The sequence below is a fragment of the Citrobacter sp. Cpo148 genome (assembly GCF_030332375.1).
GTDB classification, from domain to species: Bacteria; Pseudomonadota; Gammaproteobacteria; order Enterobacterales; family Enterobacteriaceae; genus Citrobacter; species Citrobacter portucalensis.
This window is the reverse complement of sequence record NZ_JAOWHY010000048.1, coordinates 261,433-284,558: the sequence shown is the minus strand read 5'-3', so window position 1 is coordinate 284,558 and position 23,126 is coordinate 261,433. Positions and strand designations below refer to the sequence as shown.

The window sequence follows — 23,126 nt, the reverse complement described above, 5'->3', positions numbered from 1 at the left end:
TTAGCTATCACCAGGGTAAATTAAATATTTCCATTAGATATACATAAACATTCTTCGCTTTTGCGTTGCTTACACTATTTTCAGAGACTTTCCAGGAGTCAACAATGTCTTTGTTTGATGATATTGTCACAAGGGATGTTAATTGTCGTAAATACGGGCAATTACAACAGATGTACGGTACCACCGATGTATTACCGCTGTGGATTGCAGATATGGATTTTGCGACACCAGAGCCAATCATGAGCACGCTGCGTTCGGTGGTGTCGCAGCCTGTGCAAGGCTATAACCTGGATTATCCACAATGGAAAGAATCTGTTATTCATTGGTATGCACAACAGTATGATGCCGATATCAAGGCACACTGGTTACATTTTATTCCCGGTGTTATAAAAACTATCGTACTCTCTTTAATGGCGCTTACCCGTCCAGGCGATAATATTTTAACCTGTACGCCAATCTATGATCCCTATCCTAATCTGGTAAACACCAGCGGTAGGAATTTGATTCAGACGCGCCTCATTGAGAAAAACGGGCACTATGAATTTGACTGGCATGATTTCAGCGAGAAACTCAAGCAGTGCAAAATGTTTTTGTTCCCTTCACCGCATAATCCAGGTGGAATGGTGTGGTCGCGGGAAACGTTGGAAAAAATAAGCCACTATTGCCAGCAGGCTGGCGTCATCATTCTGTCTGATGAAGTGCATAGTGATTTAACCCTGCCAGGAAAGCGCCATTTGCCGTTTTTTACTGTTGATGAAGCACCAGATAGTCGGTCAATCGTGCTTACTTCCATCAGCAAGACCTTCAATACGGCGGCGATCCAGGGCGGAATCGCCATTATTAAGAATGATGAATTACGCCATCAGTTCTACCACTTTCTGGATAACTGCTACCTTGCCGAGACGCATTCATTACAGCAGGCGGCCATTTATAGCGCTTTTACCCATTGCGCCGACTGGCACCAGAAATTATTGGCCTATCTGGCCGACAATGTAGCGTTTGTGAAAAGTGAAATTGAAAAGCACTGTCCTTTGATCTCAATAGTGTATGGCGGCGCATCGTATCTTCTGTTTCTGAACGCGGAAAAAATGGGTTTCAACGATGAACAGCTAAGCGCTTTTTTTGTGCATGACGCCAGGCTTGGCCTGTCACCTGGGGCGCAATACGGTCCCGGTGGAGAGGGGCATATGAGACTCAACGTTGGCTGCTCACGCCCGGTACTGGTAGACGCGATGAACAGGCTAAAAGCGGCATACCAGAAATGGCAGAACGCATAGCGTACATCACACGATTTGCCCTGCCACGGTGGGGCAAAATTATCCAAAGATGTTGCTGAACTGCTATAAAGTCTTTCCCTTCTGTCGGCTGGTGTTAAACTGGAAAGTGTGATCTTCATCATAACCTGCTTAAACAGAGACAAGAGACACTGCTATGCAACATATCATCGAGGGCTTCCTCAACTTCCAAAAAGAGATTTTCCCTCAACGCAAGGAACTCTTCCGCAGCCTGGCATCCAGCCAGAATCCTAAGGCACTTTTCATCTCCTGTTCCGATAGCCGCCTGGTTCCAGAACTCGTTACTCAGCAAGATCCAGGACAGCTTTTCGTTATCCGCAACGCCGGTAATATCGTACCGTCATTTGGTCCGGAACCGGGTGGTGTATCCGCAACCATCGAATACGCGGTTGTCGCACTTGGCGTAACGGATATCGTCATCTGCGGTCACTCCAATTGTGGCGCGATGAAAGCCATTGCCGATAGCCAGCCCCTGGATCCGATGCCCGCCGTCGCTCACTGGCTGCACTATGCCGATGCCGCGAAAGCCGTGGTCGATAAAAAAACCTGGGATAACCCAATCGATAAAGTTAACGCCATGGTGGAAGAAAACGTTATCGCACAGCTTAACAACATTAAAACGCATCCTTGTGTCGCGGTTGGGCTGCGCAATAATGCGCTTCGTCTGCACGGTTGGGTGTATGACATCGAAAGCGGTGAAATCCGTACCCTGGATAAAAACAGCAAAACCTACGTTTCCCTTGCAGATAACCCGCAGGTGCATTTCGAGTAATTCCCCCACTGGAGCAAGGATGCTCTGGACATCTCCTCTCCCTATTTCTGTTAGTGGACAAAAAACGGGCTCGCGACTAGTTTTAAAGTAGCCACTGGTGTTCCACATCGGTTTTCGCACATTTATACAACATTGCGGCAGGCTCATTCACTGAGTCGCAAACAGCTGTTCATACATGGTGCAGGCGATAAAAAGGAGCAGGTGCAGATGCAAAAAAAAATAAAAAGAATAATGGATAAGTTATTTTATCATGAGTCGTGGGACATCATGCTTATTAAGGATAATGGTACACACTCATTCCCCGACAACACTCTGGAGATATTAAGCAAATCCACTGCGCAGCAGTTAAAAAAGAAATATACATTTCAGGCCGATCCTTTTCTGATTGAAAAAGACGATAAACTGTATGTTTTCTATGAAGCTCTTAGCTTTCGCAACTCAAAAGGCACGCTACGATGTCGCGTTCTAGACCGTGAACTGGTTGAACTTGAAGATATTAGGCTTGAAGGCTTTGACGACTTAAAGTGTCATTTGTCATTCCCTTATCTGATACATATCAACGATCAACTGTTCATGATCCCCGAGTCTTCAGAAAGAAAAGAGGTAATACTGTTTCAGTCAATTGAGTTCCCTGCACGCTGGAAGCAAGTTAAAGTTTTAATCTCTGATACCGAATTAACTGACAACGTATTTATCTCAGTTAATGAAACCTGTTATCTGTTGTCCACCACGATGGATAACGAAATAATTATTCATTCCGCAGATCATATTTATGGACAATGGCAGCGGATTACCCCCTCATTAAAGGTGAGCAATCCTCATCATCGAGGTGCAGGTGCCTCCTATCAGGTCGAAAATAAAATGTACTTCCTTACACAGGAGTGCACACCTGAAACTTATGGAAAATCAATCTATATCAAAGAATTAGTGACACTAAACGACGCTAATTTTGCTGAAACTCTGATCGAACAAATCAATTCGTCGATCAACCACAGTGACGGCGTCCACACGCTGAACTTCTCAAATAACTATATTGTTTATGATACAAAAGTTAATAAGTTCAGTCTGTTGGCAATCTTTAAAAAAATAGCATATAAATGTATGATAAAATACAGAAACACTTACCTTACCCGGCAAAATAACTGATTCACTGGATTCTCGGGTGGCATTGGTAGAAAATCGCTCGGGTTTATAGCATTTTTCTGGAGTCTGTATGGCAATTCTTGTCACTGGTGGTGCAGGTTATATTGGTTCACATACTGTGTTAACGCTACTGGAAAGAGGCGATGATGTCGTAGTCATCGATAATCTGGCGAACGCCAGCAGAATCTCGCTGGACAGGGTCGCGGAACTCACCGGAAGAGAGCCCACTGTCTATATCGCCGATGTTCTCGACAGGCAGGCATTAAAAAACATTTTCGCCGACCATAACATCACCGATGTCATTCATTTTGCGGGACTCAAATCGGTTTCAGAGTCGATAAAAGAGCCCCTCGCCTACTATGAAAACAACGTCACCGGTACGCTGGTTTTGCTGGATGAGATGCTGGCCGCTGGCGTTAATCGTTTCATTTTTAGCTCATCTGCCACGGTATATGGTAATCCAGAAAGCGTGCCGCTGAGCGAGCAATCGCGCACGGGTGGTACCACTAATCCGTACGGCACGTCTAAGTTGATGGTCGAACAAATTCTGGCCGATTTCTCACGTGCACAGCCGGATTTTCGCATTACCTGCCTGCGCTATTTCAACCCGGTTGGCGCCCATCCATCGGGTCGGATTGGTGAAGATCCTAACGGTATCCCTAATAACCTGGTTCCGTATATCTCCCAGGTCGCGATTGGTAAGCTGGAAACCGTGTCGGTGTACGGTAATGATTATCCAACCCCTGATGGTACCGGTGTGCGTGATTATATTCACGTCATGGATCTGGCGACCGGTCATTTAGCCGCGCTGGATTGCCAGAACAAAGGCGCGGCTTACAAAGTGATTAATCTCGGTACCGGTGTCGGTTATTCCGTAATTAATCTGATTGAGGCGTTTGAAAAAGCAGCGCAGACAAAAATTAACTATCAGTTTGTCGCCAGAAGACCCGGAGATATTGCCGAATGTTGGTCTGACCCATCGCTGGCATACAAAGAGCTAGGTTGGAAGGCCATCTATAACCTTGATGAAATGATGCGTGACACCTGGAACTGGCAAAAAAATAACCCGAATGGGTATCAAATTTAATGTTCTCAGCAGCGAGCCTGACCGTCAGGCTCGCTGCTGTGTCTGACTAGCGTACCGTTATTGTTGACACCCGGTACCAGCCGCTGCTCTGTTTCCCTTCATTGGCAAAGTTAATTCTCGCCGCACCCGACTTATCCAGCATCGCAACCTCAATCGCGTATTGCCCTTTCGCCAGTCGGCCTGGCATAGATAACGCATAACTGACCTGATACTTACCGGGGAGCCAGCGGCGAATATCCTCCGCGGAATTCCCCTGTGCCACCACCTTATTGGCGCTGTCTACGACCCGGAATGCCAGTATGTAAGGCAGATAAATCGGTGCGATACCCTCATTGTACCAGGTACTGTTTAATGTCAGCGTTTGTCCGCTGTCCCACACGGACTCATGGCTCAGGGACGCAAGGCGAAATCGATAGCCCAATTTGGTCAGCGCATCGTCGACAATCGGTCGATAGTCGCTGGGTATCGTTCTCGATTTCAGGTTAATGGTACTGGCGTGCTGCTTGACCGCCCAGTCAAAAATCCCCTGCACTTCAGCACGTGTATAGTGAAAGGTGTTCTTCCAGTCCTGCATATACGAGCAGATCTCCAGACTCACCGGCGCACGTTTCCAGGCGTCGTTGAACCCTGAATAACTCTGCTGCGCAGCCAGCAATCGCTGCGGGTAATCATCAGCCATATGGTTCCAGGAGTCCGAAAATACGCGCAGGTCCCCCCAACAGTCCGCACGCCACCCAGCCCCACGCGCCACCGCATTCGCCAGACTTTGTCCGCTGCTTATCAACATGATTTTTGGCGTCACGGGGAAAGCAGAAAAGTGCATCTCGACGTAGCGATCCAGTTGCGCCGTGGTGTATCGCTCCAGTAATGGCTTCAGGTTCGGGAAGTTGCTGTTATGCCATTCTCCCCACGATCCCACCATGCCAATATCAACAAACGCGAGATTCTCATTACCATCGTAGCGCTTACCAAATGCGTTCAACAGACGCTGGCTGTATTCAATAAACAGAGGATCGTCTAAATCCGGGGCAAATGTCTTTTTATCCGGCGTCCAGGTTCCTTTCACGCCTTTTTTAATCAGCCAGTCAGGTATTTGCGAACCGCTTTCCGGCTCTGCCAGAGCCATAAATCGTAGCCCGACATTCATCGCAGGGCGATGTGCCGCCGCGTATTTGAAGGCATCATCCACCAACGCAAAATTGTACTGGCCTTCGACTGGCTCCAGGTCCCGCCAGTAAAAACGCTCGTATTCAAATCCGGTATTGGGATAGTCCGCCAGCCCCAGCGTTTCACCGTATCCCTGATGAAAACTTGCCACGCCAATCCCCGGATTGGTTAACGGGCCCGTCAATGCTTTGGGGGTAACGGTCGTCAATGCGGCCATAACCGTCAGCGGGAAAAACATGCACAACAACGCACAAACCCATTTACGCTTCATCGCAATGACGTCCTCCACCAATTTGTTAACGCTAGCGGTCTTTCAGGCTTAACCACCAGTCCCAGATACCTACGTGAAAATTTTGGAACACATCAATACCTAACGCGGATTTGATCATATACAGCGTCAGCAATATGCAGCAGGTGACGAATAGCACGGCAATCAGCAGCAAAAAAGTGAGTAACATTCTCGACAGGGTTGATTCCTGGCGATGCTGGCGGCGTAAATCTCTGCCAAACAAAAAAACCAGATAATAACGCTTACTGAAAAAAGGAAAGCTTCTGCGAATATCGATCTGATGCCGCGAAGTCAGGGTTGTAGCAAGGAGCGCTTTTTCCACCCCTTCTTTTTGTTCAGGGGTCAATTCCTCCGCTATCCGCTCATCAAGGTGAGCGTAAAACCGTTCGATGGCAGGAGGACGATTTTGAGGACTGGTCAAAATTAACCTATATCTTTATCAATGGAGTGGTAGACGTTAACCGTCTTTTTGGCGATTTCATGCCAATTGTAGTTTTGCAAATATACACCATAGTCCACGCTATTTGCTGTTGCCCCTTGGCCTAATTTTTCAGCCAGACCGGTTACATCTCCCACCTTAAAATAGTCCTCGGCGGGCAGTTGAACTTCAAGGTTAGCCGGAATATCACTGACGACGGCCGGAAGAGAAAATGACATTGCCTCCAGCAGCGCAATAGGCAATCCTTCATGGTATGAGGGCATCACAAACAATTTAGCCTGCGAAAACACCGCCTGAAGTTCGTCACCACGTAAAAAACCAGTCATCACAACGCCTGGCGTGTCGGCGGCAAGCTTTTTGAGGCGCACGCTGTATTCGGTCGGATGATCCGCATCGCCAATTAACACTAACGGCATGGTCAAACCACTGTGTTGATAAGCGGCGATGGCATCATGCATCCCTTTTTCTTCCACAAACCGCCCAACCACCACGAGGTAGTTTTTCGGCTGCAGCCCAAAGCGGGAGAGCGTACTGTCGATGGTGAGCTGTGATAATAACCTCGGCTCGTTCACGCCATTGTGAATTAAATGCGCATCATAGCGACCGTATTTTTTCTGGATCAGTTGATTAATAACGTCAGAAATCACAATCACCTCGTTGGCATATCTCACCGCCCAACGCTCACCCAGCAACAATATTTTTTTGGCTACAAATCCCCATTTCTGGCGATCGTAATCGGGCCCGTGGTGGGTAAAAACCACCTTCTTACCCATCACGCGTAAGAGTGGGATCACAAGGCCAGGGCCGATAGCATGGACATGCACAATATCTGAATGGTCGATACGTGTCCTAAACGCCGCTATAACGGAATGGACAATAGCTTCCAGCGAGCGCTTTTTGGGTGCCCACAGCGCGTAGGTTTCGACTTTTTTATATACCGATCGTTTGTAATTTACATATGGCGAGCGAGCGATCACGCAAATATCCACGTCGAACTGCTGTTTAATGGCAGGATAAAGATTCTGACAGTGTGTCTCCACACCGCCCAATACATCGGGAATACCACGCGTTCCAAAAACCGTTATTTTTTTACTCATACTATGGCCTGCTCAGCAGTTCTTTATACAGCGCCTGGAGGGTATCTATATGTTTACTCAGCGCATATTTTTCACTCAACCGCGCACGACCAAGTAAGCCCATGACCCGCGCTTTCTCTGGGGAGTCGGCCAGGGCATCCATCGCATTGGCTAACTCCTGCGCATTGCCCGGTTCGAATAAAATCCCTTCGATACCGTCACGAATTTGTTCCGGTATACCGCCAATGCGCGACCCGATAACTGGCTTGCCTAAGGACATCGCCTCTAATATCGCCATTGAACAGTTTTCATAGCATTCTGAAGGCAGGATCACCGCTCGCGCATGCTTAATAAGCTTATCGAGCGCCTCCCCTTGTTGCACATAACCTAAAAACTCAACATCAGTGTATTTGGCGGCTAATTCATCATGCAACGGACCGTGCCCTACAACTTTCAGCGGCGCTTTGTTCTGCATTTTTTTATGCGCTGCCAACAACGTTGCCACGCCCTTTTCACGGCTCAGACGGCCAAAGTACAGCATATAGCCCTCATCGCTCACTTCAGCCAGGGGACGGCTGTCATCAACGCCATTGACGATGACATCAATGCGCGAATTTGGCAGCGTGCGCAGCAAGACACCGCGTAAAAAAACGCTTGGTGAAACAATCACATCCAGTGCCTGATAGTTTTGTGCAATGTACTGCCAGGTTGCCTCCAGGGAGAGCAGTAAACTTTTTGAGGCTGAACCTTCCTGACAACGATACCTGAAGGCATTAAAAACCGTTCCGGTGATACAGGAATCACACACCTTGCCGTCGCGCAGCATGGAATAGGCGGGACAGACTATCTTATAGTCATGCGCAGTCAGCACCGTTTTGCAGCCAAAATTGCGCGCAACTTTAATCAACGCTGGTGTTAACTGATGGTAGATGTTGTGAAAATGGACGATATCCGGGCGCTCTATTTCTAATAGCGCCAGCATTTTTTTGCAGGCCTGCGAATTATGAATAAAGTTAACCGCCGTTTTGATACCACCCAGCAGATTGCTCGCTTTGTGGTAGTCCACATTACTGACGAAATAATCCGTATAGTCCGAGGGGAAATTATTCTCATGCCGCATAGAGAAATCAATAACCTGCACTCCGGCCTGTTTCAGCATATCGCGCTCTTGAAAATAAACCGTTTCCGCGCCGCCTTTGATGAAAAAAAACTTGTTAACCAATAATACTTTCATGGCGCCTGCCCCGGTTATTCATGAATGATTTTACTGTTAGGCGGAGTCAGCGGATCGCGTACCGGATAAAAAATACCTTTGATCAGCCCCGCTGAGCGTACGATTAAATTAATAACGCTTTGCAGCCCATCTGTTAACGAGCGGTTTTGCACAATCTTCAACAAAGCAAACGCCAGTAATGGTAGAAGCGCAACGGCAAACACATTGATATTTAAACTGAGCATCGCCACAAATAAGAGAATAAGGTAGAGCGCAAATACCGCCTCATTCTTCACGATGTTGAATGACTGGGAAAACCAGGGTTTCCCCCAACTACAACGCAAAAGCTCACCTGGCGCCTGGTAATAACCACTGGTCCAGCGCCGCGCCAGCATCTTAAACGTCGGCAGCGTATGTGACGTATGGCTGAAGTAAGGAATATCCAGACGCCGCAGTTTATAGCCTGCTTCGATTAAACGCAGGCCCAGTTCAGCCTCTTCATACGCGTGCAAATTACGGTTAGTCAGATAACCAATTTTTTCAATTGCCGACCGACGATACAGCCCACCGCCACCCAGATGATCGCTATCCCCGAGTGGATAGATTTTATTAATGCGTTGCTTACGCGATTTAAATTCATAGTTTACGGCATCATCCATTTCAACGGTTCCCGCAACGCCTGCATATTCTGGTTCGGCCTGCAAAAACGCGACGGCCTGATCCACAAAGCCCTCCTCCAGCTCCATATCGCCGTCCATCAACAACAGATATTCCCCTTCACTATACAGATAACCTAACTGGTGCCCGACGCCACAGCAGCGATCGCCAGGGTCAGTTAAGGACACTACGGTCACCCCTTTATCGATCGCAAGCTGTTGGGTGTTATCCGTTGACAGACTATCTGCCACAATAATTTTGTGTGGATAATCAATAAGCTGCTTACGGATACTGTCAATCGTCTTCTCAATACATTTAGATTCATTGAGTGTTTTAATACTCACTGAAATAAACGGTTTTTGGTCCATACAATTACCCTACGCAGCGAAGGACGGTTCGACGAATCACTAAACTTGATCCTAGTGATAAATAGAACAGGAATTGTAACATCGGTGTAATCATCAGTATCTGGCTGTAAGGTAAGCTAATTAAGCAACTGATAGCAAAAGCGTTAAACGCCGGTGCAAAGCTCAATAACTGGAGATCCTGCTGGTCCAGTTGTTCAAGCGTCAGTAATGGCTTTGGCTGACAAACTTTCAGGATATAAATGAATAAGCTAATAAAGAGCAACGTGCCGATCACCCCAACTTCCCACAGCAGCATACTTAGGGAAGTCGAGTCGAGAATTAAGTTGTAGATAATATTCAAAAAGCCCGGCGACACCGTACTACCACTGTTAGTGGCATTGAGTCCGTAGCCAAATAACGTTCCTGAAAGCCCCCACAGATCGTTATTTTTCAACCAGAACAGGAACGTCGTAAAGCGCCCTAACTCACCGGTAGACATAATGTAGTTCGGATCAAAGATATAGCTTAAGGAGTCGATAAAAATACTTAACGAGCTTTTCGATGGATCGCCACCGAACGCTGTAGAATAATAGTACGCGAGGATCACAATCGACAGGCTAATAAGCAACAGCATTCCCGCCACAATAACCAACAACGTCTTCAGATTGACCTTACTAACGTCTTTGACGTAGCTCGGTGAAAGCCACACCCACGCCAGGAATATAGGCGATAACAGGATGACAAACTTCACTTCACCAATGATGCATAACCCGATACCGAGAACAATATGCAGCGCCATGGACTTGAACGTGGTGAGCCCATGCTTATATTCGGAGACTTTTAACAACATAATTAACAGGCAAAACAAGCCCATTGCGGCAGTATTCCCGCCCCCCATTGGGTCACCGCCAAACGTGCCAACCACGGAGTCCCATTTCTCATCTTCGCCGCGCACCGCAACGCGCTGGGGAACGACCAGTAAAACCTGATAAATCATTACCGGAATCTGCGCGTAAAACACCCAATACAGATAGCGCGTTGCGCGGTAAATCTGTGATTCCCTGCAAAAGCCCAGCAACAAACAGATCATCACCAGCGACAGCGCAATTTCGTTTTTAAATGCCACAATCGCGACTGTGATCCCGCCCTGAATCAGCGTCGATGCTCCAGCCAGCACCAGAAACGAAAAGTACAACGCCAGGACAATCGTCTCCTGGGCATCCAAATGTAAGGAGCCATCACGCGTCTGCATCACCAATAATCCCACCATCAATAAGGTGAGGAAAAAAGGTATCCACAGCACTGACTGCATGCCGGTAAAGTATTGCACCAGGCCACACAGGATCAGCGTGACAAAGGTATAAACCTGTAAATAGTATCCGGTATTCAGCGTCATAGTATCACCGGCTTGTCTTTCAGGAGATTGGCTCGCTTATTCATTTTCAGATAAATGAAGGCGTAGCGAATAAATGTCAGTGAAGAAAACAAGATGACCGACGTTGCATAATCTTTATAAAAATAGGGCGTCACAACAAAAGCGAAGAGTACAATCGCCAGCTGTTCCAGTTGGATACGCAGAAAATAGCGATGGGAACCAAAAATAAGCTCTATCACCGTCAGAGGGCTTATCGCCAGCGCCGGGAATAAATAGGGCAACATGTAGCGTGACGTCTCAATGGAGTTTATCCAGTCTTCGCTAAAGCCGAGGCGCATCACAATCGGATAGAAAATAAAAACCCCAAGGGTACAGATAACCCCTAGTACCAGCAATAGCATACGTACCCTGGTATACTCCTGATAGTTGAAGGTATTATTTCTGAAGTCGATAGACCATTTGGAAAAAATAGTATTGCGCACCGCATTCCCGATGATCACCACCGGCGCCAGGCAAAAGCGGCTAACCACGGAAAAATAACCCGCCGTCAGCGCCGAGAACCAAAAATTAATCAGCATAATAGGCAAATTGCTGCTGGCCATCGCCAGCACTTCCGCGCTGCCCACTTTGGTAATGTGATGAATATTCTGTTTGAAAAAATGCCAATTACTGGCGGGTCGCAGATGTCTGGCCGCCACCGAACGAATATCAAACGAATGCAAAATACAGCTTATAGTCAGCACCATCGTCGCGCAGGCCCACGACCAATAAAACAGCTGTACATGGTGCGTAAGAAGGACGGAAAGTACAACGACCACAGAAACAGAAATGCGCTGGAAGATCAGAAAACGAAAGTTAGCCGTGCGTAGCGACAGGTTTTCCGAGATTAAAACCCACGCCGTTGCCAGCGTCAGTAAATAGAGGAACAGAATGTTTTGGTGAAACAGCCACGCGGTCAGCACAGCGTACGGTAAGGCAATGATCGTGCTTTGGATCAGGCAAAACACAACATTCTGCACCAGTTCGTCATCCTGCTGTTTAGGAATTAACAGCTGTGATGCAAAGGTACACACCTGAGCGCCCACCACGGCGATGCTGTAGTTGAGCGCATAAAGCCCCACTTCAGCCATATCGTACTTGTGTGAAATCAACCAAATAGACAGTGCACCAATCAACTGCGAGATGACTGATGAACCGGCTATTGTGGAAGCGCTCTTCAGTAGACTCATACGCGGCCTGGCGTTGCCATCAGTTGATCGGTACTGAAGTTCAGTGAACGCAGACCCTCTTGCGTCTCAAGATCCTTTTCTTCAACAGCATTGAGCACCGCACCAATCACCACGCCGTTATTTTCCTCGATCTTATCCAGCGCGTTGGCGATTAGTCCCGCGGACCCCGCCCCGGCTTTCACAATGAAAACAACGCCATCGACGGCACGTTTGATCAGTTGAACATCCTGGCTCTGATTCACGGCAGCAACATCAATAATGATGCGCTGATAATGCGATTTCAACTCGCGCATTAAGAGTTCAACATGCTCCGACGACAGCATCAGTAAAGATGAGATGGTGTTCTTGCCGTGTGGAATAAAGTCGAGGTTATCACTGAGTTTGATCCTCGCCTGTTCAAGCTCTGTCTCCCCGCGCAGCAGTTCCGCTAAGCCTGCGGATGTAGCTGACGCCAGCTCGGATGTGAGCCCACCAGTGTTAAAGAAATCTGCATCAATAAGCAGTGTTTTCTGGTCGAAACTAAAAGAGTTCGCTAACAGATTCGCCAACAAAGAACGCCCATCGCCGTGCTCCGTCGACGCCACGGCGAGCGTCTGTAAAGGTCGATTATCCAGCATAATCCGGGTACGGATACCGTGCACAATATCGGCATTAAGCGGGTTCTTCATGATCATGTCCCGCACCTGTGCGCGCCCTGAGGTTCCGCTAAAACGACGAATTTCACCCAACGGAACAACATTGAGCCGTTTTTTCATGCGACTAAGGGTACCGATTGAGTTATCCATTGCCGCTTTGACAATGAAATACATGATGCTGAACACCACCACCAGCATGACCACCATCAGCAACAATAAAGATTTATTCGGTTTCGCCGGTTTTAACGCGGGTACCGCAGGGTCGTATAACACCGCATCGGCATTCACGCCGGACAGCGACAGCTCCTGAGTACGTTGATAAAGCGATTTATACAGGTCTTCCATTTTATCTAACGACAGCTTTTGACTGTTCCAGGCATCCCGTTTTGACGCCATTTTCTGGAAGATCTCTTTCTGCTCAATCACTTGCTGTTGATAGTTTTTTTCGTCCGCCAGCGCCGCCAGATATTGCTGACGTAAACCGACTTTCAGCTCGCCCAACACTCGTCCGGTCTGGCTTTGGATCGACTGAACATCGGCCTCGGCTTTTAAAATAGCGGGATTTTTTGGCCCATAGACTTTACGCTGTTCGGACAACGTTCGTTGCGCCTGAATCAACGCAATGCGCAAATCCTGGATCTGAGCGTGGTTAGAGACCGAAGGCAGCGAGATAACGCTCTCAATGGACTTACCTCCCCCGTTCACCTCGTTATAGACGGATTCAGCGGCAACCCGACGCTGGGTCGCATCGGCCAGGCGATTAGTTACGATACTTAACTGCTCGGTTTCAAAACCATCGATACCGCGGAAGGTCAGCAGCCCGGCATTTTTCAGATAGCTGTCCATCTCGTCTTTTTGCTTAGCTATCGACTTCTGAATCTCTTCCATTTTTTCAAAATTCAGTTCGCGAGCTTTCTCCACCTTCAGACGTTTCTGCTCCACCGTGTAGTTGATGAAAGCCTGCGCGACGCCATTCGCAATGTCAGCCGCTACCTGTGGGGACGTTGATTCATAGGTAATAGACGCCAGGTTCGTCGTACGAATACCAATGACATTCAGATTTTTCGCCAGCGTTTTCAGCGCTTGCTCCATTCTCAGTTGCCGACTTTCATTGCTATCAGCCCCCTGAGCACCGGCTTTTTCCCCGGTAAACTCCGGGTTTTCATCCAGCTTCATATCACGTACGGCTTGCTCCAGCACAATACGTGAATGCATCAACGCATATTGTGTTTCGTAGTAACCACTGCGTGTTGAATCGAAACCATCAACCTGTGGAAACGGAGAAACGTTATCAGCCTGCGCCTTAATCAGCACCGTCGCCGTTGAAACATACTTTGAGGACATCATGCTGATTAACGGATACGCGACGACCCCGGCAACGATACCGGCCAGCGCGATTTTCCAGGCGTTCTTTTTCAGCTCTTTGGCAAAGCGGGAGAATTCGACACTGCTTTCTCGTTTTTTGCCGTTTTCCACTATTGATAGTTTCATCGTCAGAAGAACCCCATGCCAATAATCACGACATCCCCAGGATGAACAGAGTGCGTTAAATCGACATTCTCAAGCAGCTGATTGCTCCCTGACAGGCGAATGTTGATATCTTTTCGGTCAGCACGATCTGTAAATCCACCCGCCTGCGCAATAGATTTCTCGACGGTAAGCCCTGGCTCATAAGCGAAGCCATTTGGACTTTTTACCTCACCTGAAACATAGTATTTGCGGAACTCGGCAATACTCACCGTCACCATTGGAGATGTAAAATAATCTCCGGTCAGGCGTTGAGTTAATTCTTTAGTCACTTGATCAACGGTTTTATCTTGTAATTTAAGAGCACCAACAAACGGGAAATTAATTTCCCCGCTCTTATCCAAAATAAACCGCATCGTCATATCGGGTTGACCATGAACAGCGATATTGACCGTATCCCCCGCCCCAAGTCGGTAATCCTGCTGAACAGTAGCAGGATCGTCCATTAATCGCGGGCTGGACGCTGTGCATCCGACCAACAGGATACTGAATAGCAAAACCGCGCACAGTTCTATTATTTTCATTTTAGATCTGAACCTTAGCTTTAAGCATAATCATAGAATTATCATAACCCAACGTTCTAATGACTTCCTGATTGTCGTTGGGACCGATATAAAACGAGTCAGTATCCTTATTCGAATTTAATGTATCTATCTGATATTTAATCTCAAAATTAACCGACGGTGTGTAGTCATAGCTCATGGTGACGCTAAACACGCCATCTTTATCATGCCGATCCTTGTTCTGTTTTTTATAGTCTTCCGAAGTGAATGAGTAGTCCAATAAAGTAGAAAAACGAGTACCTAACCAGAAATGCTGGTAAGAAAGGCCATACTGGGTCACTAAAATATATCCCCCAACTTCCGATGGGTCTTTAATGCTTTGCGCAGAGTGGGCCGTGAAAACAGACTGCTGTAACGGCTTCCACTCCGCTTTTATGTCCCAGTTTAGACCATTAAAATCATGCGAGTTTGCGTTGTTTTCAAATGTTTTATAAAGCCATGAAATATTCATGTCGACATTGGTTTTCCCCGTCAACTGCGACTTCAGGCCATACAGCAAATAATACTCATTAGTGTCTTTTTCTGAGTTGTTATCATAACGACGCTGGTTAGTAATAAAGCTATAGCGAAAGCGCGTTCTGGATGAGTATTGGTCAAAAACTTCCGCTATCAGGCTATTTTCATGCCATTCCTGTTCCTGAATATAATTGTAGAAGTCCTCACTGCTGTCCCGAACATCAGAGGTGTTACCGAAAGTCAGTTTTTTGTATAACAACGCCAGTTCCGCTTTGCCGCGACCATCAGGCGCACCGTAGCTGTAGCGTAATTCACTATTGATAAAATTCGTCGTCAGCGGAGATTTAATCCCATACTGCTCGAACTGACTAGGTAAAAAACCCTCGGTGATGTCACGACCGCGGGATTCATGCCCAAGAGAATCCTCCAGATTGAGGGTTAAGCCATGCTTGAGCCCATACCGCCAGGCACCGTTAAAACGGAAAAAATGATCGTTGTAGTTATCAGCAGAATCGCTTGAGTAGTTACGATAATCCCCAGAGTACATCAGCAAATACTTATCCTGACCACGCTCTCCAATCATACTCAGAACGGGCGCCGCACTCTGAAACGAGGAACCGATAGCATCGCTGCTATGTGGCTGATAAGACACGTTATCATTATAACCATAGTCCACAGCGACCTTGCCCTGGAAGTCTATCCCCGCAAAGCCAATGTGTGATTTCGGTGTTAAATCAGCCCATGCGGACTGCGATATCACGATTCCGGTAATAACGAGTAATTTAGTATGCATTCTTACCGACAAATCCTTTGAAAATAGTTTTAATAATAATTTTTATATCCAGCCATAACGACCAATTTTGAATGTACTCAATATCGTACTGAACCCTTTTTTCCATCTTATAAAGCGCATCGATCTCCCCGCGGAATCCGTTGATCTGCGCAAGCCCAGTGATCCCTGGCTTAACTTTATGGCGAATCATGTAATTTTCGACCTGTTTGCGGTACTGCTCATTATGCGTAACCGCATGAGGTCTGGGACCGACAATCGACATACTTCCCTGCAAAACATTAATAAATTGCGGAAGTTCATCCAGCGAAGTGCGGCGCAAAAAGCTCCCGAATTTGGTTACCCGCGGATCGTTTTTAGTGGCCTGAATAACCGTATCGGAATTCTCCATGACGCGCATAGAACGAAACTTCCAGACCTTAATTTTTTGCCCACTCAAGCCATAGCGGTCCTGTTTGAAAAAAACCGGCCCACGGGACGTGAGTTTGATACCAATGGCAATCGCCAGCATCAGGGAGGAAATCATCACCATAATGATGCTGCCAAGAACCAAATCTTCCGCCCGCTTAATAAACGAGCCCGCCCCTTCGAACGGTGAACTAAAGATACCGATAGTTTGCAGATTGTGGATGGAGCGTAACTTGGACATGTTGTTACTGTAGGTATAAAAGTCAGGGACAATATAGGTATCTACGGTGGTGTCTGACATCATGGCCAAAAAGTGACGAATGCGATGTAAAGCAACCATCGGTAAAGCAATATAGATTTCGTCTATGTTTCCCTTCTTGGCTTCCTCGACCAGATTGATCACCGGACCACGAAAGGGGCTTTTAACCTTATCAACGACATCGCCACAGCGAGATAAGGCGCGCTCATCATAAAAGGCCAGATCTAATGTGATATTGGCGTATTCATTCATTAGCGCGGTTTCTGCGGCCAGACCATTGTCGGTCAGACCAATAATCGCCACGCGTATACTCTTTTTCGTTGAATACTTAAAAATAAAAAAACGAATGTAGTAAAGAAAAGGTAATGGAATGAAGTACCAGTAAATAATAGCTGAATAAAAAGGGGAAGGCAGTCTGTCTAAGTAGCCCAGTGACTCAGGTTCAGCCACCGTCATACTGACCAGTTCGTTAAAAAAAATCGCCAGCAGCGTACAAAAAACCAAGCGCTTTTGATTACGTAAACCGATCGTCTTAATCTTTTGCTGGTACATTTTAATGTATTCAGCAAACAGCAAGAAAAAGATTGAGAAGAGAAGACTCAAAATGGCAATGGTGTTAAAGGGCACCAAACCCAGCAGATGGGCGCTAAAAATTAACGTCACATTGATAACAATGAAATCGACCAGTTTTAAAAAGACTGGATATCCTTGGCTGCTAATCTTTAGCGATTTTTTAAGCATATCTCAGCCCATTATTTATTGATCTTTAATTGTTTTTTTCTCATTTCATGTTGCTAATTATATCACAAGTCTAAAAAACGCAATGGTACATTGTCAGTAAATGTAAAAAATAATACTCATTACTGTGACAACACTCCCCAGTGAAATCGTATCTATATGATTTTAGTGCAGATGACATCAATAGAAGTTTTATCTACCTCAGCAAAAAGATAACCTTTAACAACATTTTTGCTATTGACAGATAACATCTCATGGTCTATGAAAAAGTGTTTTATGTATGATAAATTGCACAAAAGTATTGTTTCAGTGACGTTGAATCACCTTAGAGTTGCTGTTTAATACCGTAATTAAAATAAAAAACAGCTGCCTTACGACAACATTTCAAATGATATTAATAATACAATTAATTACTTTTTATTATAATTAAACAACAAATATCATCGCCATGAATACCTCATACGGTAACGCTTAAAAAGCGTACCCGAACCCTCAGCCCACCTAATGTCTCACTACGCGTTAGCTGAGGATGCGTGCGATGCAGACGAGCAATATCATTGACCAGCGCCAGGCCGATCCCGGCGCCTGGGACATTGCCTACGTTATCAAGACGATGAAACGGTAGCAGAGCCTGATGAACCATCTGCTCATCTATGCCCGGCCCGCTATCTTCGACCACCAGCACCACGGCCTCTCCTTCTCGTTGCAGTCGGGCGGTCACCATCCCCTGCGACGGCGTGTATTTCAGTGCGTTATCCAGCAGATTCCCACACAGCTCGCCGAGCAGCACTTCATCTCCCTCGACCCACACCGCGTCCTGTTCCCCTTCATAGCCCAGATCGATCCCTTTACTACGCGACTGCGCCAGTCGGGTAAAACAGCTGGTTTGCACCACCTCATACAGATTAACCGGCGAGAAATGCCTTTCCCCCTGCTCCTTGCGCTTCACCGCAGACAGCTGCAACAGTCTCTCCGTCAGTTGAATGGTATTATCGAGCGTGCTACTCATGGCTTGTAAACTCTCATACCATTGCCGCGGTTCGGCGCTGGCGAGAGCCACCGATGCCTGAGTTTTCAGTACCGCCAACGGCGTTTTGAGCTGATGGGAAGCATCCGCGCTGAAGCGCTCCTGGCGAGAGATCAGACCGCGAAGTCGGTCCAGATAACGGTTGAATGCCACAATCAGCAGACGGGTTTCCGACCATGGCAGCAGCTCCGGCAGCGGCGTCAGCAGGCCTGGCTCACGACGCACCATCAGCGATGACAGCTGGCGCATCGGGCGTAGCACCCGGCGCAGCAGCCAGCCAACCAGCACCAGAGTCAGTAGCACCAGCAGCCCTTGCGAAACCCACGAGGAAAACAGCAGCTGTCGCGCCAGATAACGCCGCGATTGCAGCGTTTCGGCAACATAAATCTCCGCCATGCCGACAATGCCGCCTTCGTTGACGGGCTGCAGCAGACGTGCCACGCGGATTGCCTCACCGCGATATTCGGTGTGATAAAACCATGCCAGCGCCGGGTAAAGACGCGTGCGCGAGGTGGCAGGCGGCATCGCCGGTAAATCGTCATAACCCGAGATAACCTTCCCCGCCGGATCAACCACTTTGTAATACAGTCGGTCGTTCATATTCAGTTCAAAGCTGTCCAGCACCACCCATGGCACGTTCACTTCCAGCTGTTTATTGCGCACCACCAGCCGCTCGGAGACGGTCCTGGCGGATGAGAGTAGTGTCCGGTCATACGCCTGGGTCGCCGCCTGTAGCGCACTGACATAGCTGTTGAATGCCGACAGGCCCCACAGCAACATTAGCGGCAGGCCCAGAAACATCAGCAGTTGCAGGTACAACGATTGGGGTTTAACCCACTTCATCGCTACGCTCCAGCACATAGCCCAGACCACGCAGCGTAGCAATACGCACATCGCTTCCCTGTAGCTTTTTACGTAAGCGATGGATATACAGCTCAATGCTTTCGGGACTAACCTCATCACTCAGGCTGAAGACCTGCTCAAACAACTGCTGACGTGAAACCGGCCGCAACCGACGGTACATCAGCACCGTCAACAGCGCCTGTTCACGTGGCGTGAGCGCCAACGGCTGCCCCTGCAACAGAAAATAGCCTTCATCGTGAAACGCCAGCTCCCCCAGTTGCTGTATGCCTTGCACCTGTCCCGCACTGCGACGCAGCAAGGCCCGCAGCCGGGCATCCAGTTCTTCGATTTCAAACGGCTTTGCCAGATAATCATCGGCTCCGACGTTCAACCCTTTCACCCTATCGGCCACCGCGCTACGCGCCGTCAGCAGCAGGACAGGAAGCGTCTGCCCGCGTTTGCGCAGCCGCTGAACGACTTCCAGGCCATCCAGACCGGGCATATTGATGTCCAGCACCGCCAGCGCATACGTTTCGCTATGTAAAAGATGGTCGGCTGCCAGGCCATCAAACACACAGTCAACGGCAAAACCGTTTTGCACCAGCGCTTTCTCCAGCCAGTGAGCTAACTCACGGTTATCTTCCGCTAATAAGAGACGCATATCACATCCTGTAAAGTTTCTGCCGCATTGAAAGGGAATTGAAAGGTTAATGTTTTAACAATCACGCAACCGAACTGCTACACATCGGCTCACATAATCACAAAAATCTTCTTCCGTACCTGAAAATCCGGTTTTCCGGTGTGAGGATAAACAATGAAAAAACAGTTATTTCGTACCCTTACTGCAAGCATTTTACTGATGAGTACCTCTGTACTGGCGGAACAAGCGCCGTCGCGCACTGAATGTATCGCCCCTGCTAAACCCGGCGGTGGTTTCGATCTCACCTGTAAGCTGATTCAGGTGAGTTTGATGGAAACCGGCGCTATCGAAAAACCGATGCGCGTGACCTACATGCCCGGCGGCGTTGGCGCTGTGGCCTATAACGCGATTGTTGCCCAACGCCCGACAGAAGCGGGCACCGTGGTGGCCTTCTCCGGCGGCTCCTTGCTGAATCTGTCACAAGGTAAATTTGGCCGCTACGGCGTGGATGATGTCCGCTGGCTGGCCAGTGTGGGTACCGACTACGGCATGATTGCCGTACGTCAGGACGCGCCATGGAAGACGCTGAAAGATCTGCTGACAGCCATGGAAAAAGATCCCAACAGCGTGGTCATTGGTGCTGGCGCCTCTATCGGTAGCCAGGACTGGATGAAGTCGGCGCTGCTGGCGCAAAAAGCCAATGTCGATCCGCACAAGATGCGCTACGTGGCCTTTGAAGGCGGTGGCGAACCGGTTACCGCATTGATGGGAAATCACGTACAGGTGGTTTCCGGCGATCTCAGTGAGATGGTGCCTTACCTCAGCGGCGACAAAATACGCGTGCTCGCGGTGTTCTCTGAAGAACGCCTGCCGGGTCAGTTAGCCAATGTGCCAACCGCCAAAGAGCAGGGTTACGACCTGGTGTGGCCGATCATTCGTGGCTTCTACGTTGGACCAAAAGTCAGCGACGCCGAGTATCAGTGGTGGGTTGATGCCTTTAACAAACTCCAGCAGACCGATGAGTTTAAAAAGCAGCGCGATCTGCGCGGTCTGTTTGAGTTCAACATGAGCGGTAAACAGCTCGACGACTACGTGAAAAAGCAGGTCACGGATTATCGTGAGCAGGCGAAAGCCTTCGGTCTGGCGAAGTAAACGCAGAGGCAAAGATGATGAGCGATCGTATTTTCGCAGGTATCTGGCTGTTGCTCTGCATAGCCGGGCTGTTCGTGGCCTGGCAAATCAGCAGCGAATACAGCTATGAACCCGTAGGGCCGCGTCCCTTCCCGCTTGGCATTATCAGTCTGATGCTGGTCTGCGCCGTGGCGCTGCTGTTGCGCCATCCGGACACCATCAGTTGGCCCCGTCGCCACGTGCTGCAAAAGCTGCTGACGATGGTCATTGTTCTGTTGATGTACGCCTGGGGTTTTGAGTGGCTCGGTTTTCCCATCGCCACCGCCATTCTCACCGTGGTGATTGGCATGCTGTTCGGCGCAACCATCCCGGCTGCGGGTATTTCCGGCGCGGTGCTCGGCATTCTGCTGTGGTATGCCTTTGACCGACTGCTTGACGTCACCTTACCACTCGGCGCCTGGCTGGGTTAACGGAGAAACGATGGATACCTGGATTTATCTTTCTCAGGGTTTCGCGGTGGCAATGACGCCGGAAAACCTGGTCATCGCCTTGATAGGCTGTTTTGTCGGCACCATTGTGGGTTTGTTGCCTGGCCTTGGGCCGATCAACGGCGTGGCGATTCTGCTGCCGTTGGCCTTTGCGCTGCATCTGCCCGCAGAATCCGCGCTGATCCTGCTGGCTACAGTCTACATAGGCTGTGAATATGGCGGGCGCATCTCCTCCATTCTGCTGAATGTTCCTGGCGATGCGGCGGCGATTATGACCGCTCTGGATGGCTACCCGATGGCGCAGCAAGGACGCGGCGGCGTGGCGCTCTCTATCTCGGCGGTCAGCTCTTTCTTTGGTTCGCTTATCGCCATCGGGGGCATCATTCTGTTTGCCCCGGCGTTAGCCCAATGGTCGCTGGCCTTCGGTCCGGCGGAATACTTTGCCTTAATGGTTTTCGCCATTGCCTGTCTCGGCAGCATGATGGCGCAAAATCCGCTGAAATCATTTCTGGCAGCGCTTATCGGTCTCGGACTTGCGACCGTCGGCGTAGACGCCAACACCGGGGTTTATCGCTTTACTTTTGACAGTGTCCATCTCTCCGACGGTGTGCAGTTTATCGTGGTGGTGATTGGGCTGTTCTCTGTCTCTGAAATACTGTTAATGCTGGAACATACCAGCAGTGGCCAGACGCTGGTGCGTAAAACGGGCCGCATGTTGTTCAACGCCAAAGAAGGTGCACAGTGCGTAGGGGCCACCCTGCGTTCATCAGTGATTGGCTTTTTCGTCGGCGTTCTGCCTGGCGCTGGCGCCACCATTGCCAGTGCCATCACCTACATGACCGAGAAAAAGCTCAGCGGCAACAGCGACAGCTTTGGCAAGGGGGATATTCGTGGCGTAGCGGCGCCAGAAGCCGCCAATAACGCCTCGGCTTGTGGCTCTTTTATTCCGATGCTGACGCTCGGCGTGCCGGGATCCGGTACCACGGCGGTGATGATGGGCGCGCTGACGCTGTACAACATCACCCCGGGGCCAGCCATGTTTACCGAGCAGCCGGATATCGTTTGGGGGCTGATTGCGGCGCTGCTAATTGCTAACGTAATGCTGCTGGTGATGAACATTCCGCTGATCGGTCTGTTTACCCGCATGCTGACCATCCCGCTGTGGTTTTTAGTACCGGCTATCGCGGCAGTTTCCGCGGTTGGCGTGTACGCCGTTCACAGCACCACCTTCGATTTGGTATTGATGGTCGCCCTCGGCGTGCTGGGCTACATCCTGCGTAAAATGCACTTCCCAATGTCGCCATTGATTCTGGGCTTCGTTCTCGGGGAAATGCTGGAGCAGAACCTGCGCCGGGCGTTGTCTATCAGTAACGGCAGTATGGATATTCTGTGGGCCAGCGGCGTGGCGAAAGTGCTGCTGGTGATGGCGGTACTGGTTATCGTGGTCCCGCCGGTGCTGCGCATGATCCGTAAACGCAACAGCAAACCGCAGGTGGATATCGGTTAATAATATGCCGGATGGCGTTGCACTT

Annotated in this window: 20 protein-coding genes; 7 read left to right on the top strand and 13 right to left on the bottom strand. The window is 48.8% G+C overall.

Translation table 11 applies throughout. From position 1 onward, the window contains the following. Nucleotides 1-104 precede the first annotated feature (104 nt). From OGY10_RS19950 to galE, 4 genes are all read left to right on the top strand, one after another. On the top strand, nucleotides 105-1,277 hold the full coding sequence (locus tag OGY10_RS19950; protein ID WP_191226882.1) for a MalY/PatB family protein: 1,173 nt from the start codon (nucleotides 105-107) through the stop codon (nucleotides 1,275-1,277). A gap of 154 nt (nucleotides 1,278-1,431) precedes the next feature. Beyond that, complete coding sequence (locus OGY10_RS19945) at nucleotides 1,432-2,067, top strand: carbonic anhydrase (RefSeq protein ID WP_003826059.1); 636 nt, start codon at nucleotides 1,432-1,434, stop codon at nucleotides 2,065-2,067. Nucleotides 2,068-2,274: 207 nt separating this feature from the next. Continuing rightward, nucleotides 2,275-3,213, top strand: coding sequence for a glucosamine inositolphosphorylceramide transferase family protein (locus OGY10_RS19940; RefSeq protein WP_191226881.1), 939 nt, complete (start codon nucleotides 2,275-2,277; stop codon nucleotides 3,211-3,213). A 67-nt stretch (nucleotides 3,214-3,280) separates the two neighbouring features. Beyond that, nucleotides 3,281-4,297, top strand: coding sequence for a UDP-glucose 4-epimerase GalE (gene galE / locus OGY10_RS19935; protein ID WP_191226880.1), 1,017 nt, complete (start codon nucleotides 3,281-3,283; stop codon nucleotides 4,295-4,297). Nucleotides 4,298-4,343: 46 nt separating this feature from the next. Here galE and OGY10_RS19930 read toward each other — a convergent pair whose 3' ends face one another. The 13 genes from OGY10_RS19930 to tctD all read right to left on the bottom strand — a co-directional run bounded on the left by OGY10_RS19930 (nucleotide 4,344) and on the right by tctD (nucleotide 19,996). Further along, entirely contained in the window at nucleotides 4,344-5,735 is a 1,392-nt protein-coding gene (locus OGY10_RS19930) for a DUF4832 domain-containing protein (protein ID WP_191226879.1), read from the bottom strand. A gap of 31 nt (nucleotides 5,736-5,766) precedes the next feature. Next, nucleotides 5,767-6,174, bottom strand: a complete 408-nt coding sequence (locus OGY10_RS19925; protein WP_003826052.1) for a hypothetical protein — start codon at nucleotides 6,172-6,174, stop codon at nucleotides 5,767-5,769. A gap of 2 nt (nucleotides 6,175-6,176) precedes the next feature. After that, nucleotides 6,177-7,289: a glycosyltransferase family 4 protein gene (locus OGY10_RS19920; protein ID WP_191226878.1), complete on the bottom strand. Its 1,113-nt coding sequence runs from the start codon at nucleotides 7,287-7,289 to the stop codon at nucleotides 6,177-6,179. 1 nt (nucleotide 7,290) lies between these two features. Then, nucleotides 7,291-8,502 carry a glycosyltransferase family 4 protein gene (locus OGY10_RS19915; protein WP_191226877.1) on the bottom strand — a complete coding sequence of 404 codons (1,212 nt, stop codon included), beginning with the start codon at nucleotides 8,500-8,502 and terminating at the stop codon, nucleotides 7,291-7,293. Between the two features lie 14 nt (nucleotides 8,503-8,516). Beyond that, on the bottom strand, nucleotides 8,517-9,506 hold the full coding sequence (locus OGY10_RS19910) for a glycosyltransferase family 2 protein (RefSeq protein ID WP_008785586.1): 990 nt from the start codon (nucleotides 9,504-9,506) through the stop codon (nucleotides 8,517-8,519). Between the two features lie 4 nt (nucleotides 9,507-9,510). Beyond that, entirely contained in the window at nucleotides 9,511-10,881 is a 1,371-nt protein-coding gene (locus tag OGY10_RS19905) for a hypothetical protein (RefSeq protein ID WP_008785587.1), read from the bottom strand. Continuing rightward, on the bottom strand, nucleotides 10,878-12,089 hold the full coding sequence (locus OGY10_RS19900) for a lipopolysaccharide biosynthesis protein (protein WP_149608164.1): 1,212 nt from the start codon (nucleotides 12,087-12,089) through the stop codon (nucleotides 10,878-10,880). Before OGY10_RS19900 ends, OGY10_RS19905 begins: the two co-directional genes overlap by 4 nt. After that, on the bottom strand, nucleotides 12,086-14,215 hold the full coding sequence (locus OGY10_RS19895) for a GumC family protein (protein ID WP_191226876.1): 2,130 nt from the start codon (nucleotides 14,213-14,215) through the stop codon (nucleotides 12,086-12,088). The genes OGY10_RS19900 and OGY10_RS19895 overlap by 4 nt, the downstream gene beginning before the upstream one ends. Before the next feature lie 2 nt (nucleotides 14,216-14,217). Further along, nucleotides 14,218-14,775 (bottom strand): polysaccharide biosynthesis/export family protein, encoded by a 558-nt coding sequence (locus OGY10_RS19890; protein ID WP_003826038.1) that lies wholly within the window; start codon nucleotides 14,773-14,775, stop codon nucleotides 14,218-14,220. A 1-nt stretch (nucleotide 14,776) separates the two neighbouring features. Next, nucleotides 14,777-16,063 carry an outer membrane beta-barrel protein gene (locus OGY10_RS19885; RefSeq protein WP_008785589.1) on the bottom strand — a complete coding sequence of 429 codons (1,287 nt, stop codon included), beginning with the start codon at nucleotides 16,061-16,063 and terminating at the stop codon, nucleotides 14,777-14,779. Beyond that, nucleotides 16,053-17,468, bottom strand: a complete 1,416-nt coding sequence (locus OGY10_RS19880) for an undecaprenyl-phosphate glucose phosphotransferase (RefSeq protein ID WP_008785590.1) — start codon at nucleotides 17,466-17,468, stop codon at nucleotides 16,053-16,055. Before OGY10_RS19880 ends, OGY10_RS19885 begins: the two co-directional genes overlap by 11 nt. Before the next feature lie 454 nt (nucleotides 17,469-17,922). Next, the gene (locus OGY10_RS19875; RefSeq protein WP_032944678.1) at nucleotides 17,923-19,335 is read right to left on the bottom strand and encodes a sensor histidine kinase; all 1,413 of its coding nucleotides are present in this window, start codon (nucleotides 19,333-19,335) and stop codon (nucleotides 17,923-17,925) included. Beyond that, nucleotides 19,322-19,996 carry a transcriptional regulator TctD gene (gene tctD / locus OGY10_RS19870; protein ID WP_003826032.1) on the bottom strand — a complete coding sequence of 225 codons (675 nt, stop codon included), beginning with the start codon at nucleotides 19,994-19,996 and terminating at the stop codon, nucleotides 19,322-19,324. The genes OGY10_RS19875 and tctD overlap by 14 nt, the downstream gene beginning before the upstream one ends. Nucleotides 19,997-20,149: 153 nt before the next feature. Between tctD and OGY10_RS19865 the strand changes: the two genes are divergently transcribed. The 3 genes from OGY10_RS19865 to OGY10_RS19855 are packed head-to-tail and all read left to right on the top strand — an operon-like array spanning nucleotide 20,150 to nucleotide 23,101. Then, nucleotides 20,150-21,127 carry a Bug family tripartite tricarboxylate transporter substrate binding protein gene (locus OGY10_RS19865; protein WP_191226875.1) on the top strand — a complete coding sequence of 326 codons (978 nt, stop codon included), beginning with the start codon at nucleotides 20,150-20,152 and terminating at the stop codon, nucleotides 21,125-21,127. A 14-nt stretch (nucleotides 21,128-21,141) separates the two neighbouring features. After that, nucleotides 21,142-21,576 carry a tripartite tricarboxylate transporter TctB family protein gene (locus OGY10_RS19860; protein ID WP_008321484.1) on the top strand — a complete coding sequence of 145 codons (435 nt, stop codon included), beginning with the start codon at nucleotides 21,142-21,144 and terminating at the stop codon, nucleotides 21,574-21,576. A 10-nt stretch (nucleotides 21,577-21,586) separates the two neighbouring features. Further along, complete coding sequence (locus OGY10_RS19855) at nucleotides 21,587-23,101, top strand: tripartite tricarboxylate transporter permease (RefSeq protein ID WP_003826025.1); 1,515 nt, start codon at nucleotides 21,587-21,589, stop codon at nucleotides 23,099-23,101. Nucleotides 23,102-23,126: the final 25 nt, after the last annotated feature.

Coding starts and splice junctions, on each gene's coding strand:
- OGY10_RS19950 (WP_191226882.1), top strand. CDS start 105: ATGTCTTTGTTTGATGATATTGTCACAAGGGATGTTAATTGTCGTAAA.
- OGY10_RS19945 (WP_003826059.1), top strand. CDS start 1,432: ATGCAACATATCATCGAGGGCTTCCTCAACTTCCAAAAAGAGATTTTC.
- OGY10_RS19940 (WP_191226881.1), top strand. CDS start 2,275: ATGCAAAAAAAAATAAAAAGAATAATGGATAAGTTATTTTATCATGAG.
- galE (WP_191226880.1), top strand. CDS start 3,281: ATGGCAATTCTTGTCACTGGTGGTGCAGGTTATATTGGTTCACATACT.
- OGY10_RS19930 (WP_191226879.1), bottom strand. CDS start 5,735: ATGAAGCGTAAATGGGTTTGTGCGTTGTTGTGCATGTTTTTCCCGCTG.
- OGY10_RS19920 (WP_191226878.1), bottom strand. CDS start 7,289: ATGAGTAAAAAAATAACGGTTTTTGGAACGCGTGGTATTCCCGATGTA.
- OGY10_RS19915 (WP_191226877.1), bottom strand. CDS start 8,502: ATGAAAGTATTATTGGTTAACAAGTTTTTTTTCATCAAAGGCGGCGCG.
- OGY10_RS19910 (WP_008785586.1), bottom strand. CDS start 9,506: ATGGACCAAAAACCGTTTATTTCAGTGAGTATTAAAACACTCAATGAA.
- OGY10_RS19905 (WP_008785587.1), bottom strand. CDS start 10,881: ATGACGCTGAATACCGGATACTATTTACAGGTTTATACCTTTGTCACG.
- OGY10_RS19900 (WP_149608164.1), bottom strand. CDS start 12,089: ATGAGTCTACTGAAGAGCGCTTCCACAATAGCCGGTTCATCAGTCATC.
- OGY10_RS19895 (WP_191226876.1), bottom strand. CDS start 14,215: ATGAAACTATCAATAGTGGAAAACGGCAAAAAACGAGAAAGCAGTGTC.
- OGY10_RS19890 (WP_003826038.1), bottom strand. CDS start 14,775: ATGAAAATAATAGAACTGTGCGCGGTTTTGCTATTCAGTATCCTGTTG.
- OGY10_RS19885 (WP_008785589.1), bottom strand. CDS start 16,063: ATGCATACTAAATTACTCGTTATTACCGGAATCGTGATATCGCAGTCC.
- OGY10_RS19880 (WP_008785590.1), bottom strand. CDS start 17,468: ATGCTTAAAAAATCGCTAAAGATTAGCAGCCAAGGATATCCAGTCTTT.
- OGY10_RS19875 (WP_032944678.1), bottom strand. CDS start 19,335: ATGAAGTGGGTTAAACCCCAATCGTTGTACCTGCAACTGCTGATGTTT.
- tctD (WP_003826032.1), bottom strand. CDS start 19,996: ATGCGTCTCTTATTAGCGGAAGATAACCGTGAGTTAGCTCACTGGCTG.
- OGY10_RS19865 (WP_191226875.1), top strand. CDS start 20,150: ATGAAAAAACAGTTATTTCGTACCCTTACTGCAAGCATTTTACTGATG.
- OGY10_RS19860 (WP_008321484.1), top strand. CDS start 21,142: ATGATGAGCGATCGTATTTTCGCAGGTATCTGGCTGTTGCTCTGCATA.
- OGY10_RS19855 (WP_003826025.1), top strand. CDS start 21,587: ATGGATACCTGGATTTATCTTTCTCAGGGTTTCGCGGTGGCAATGACG.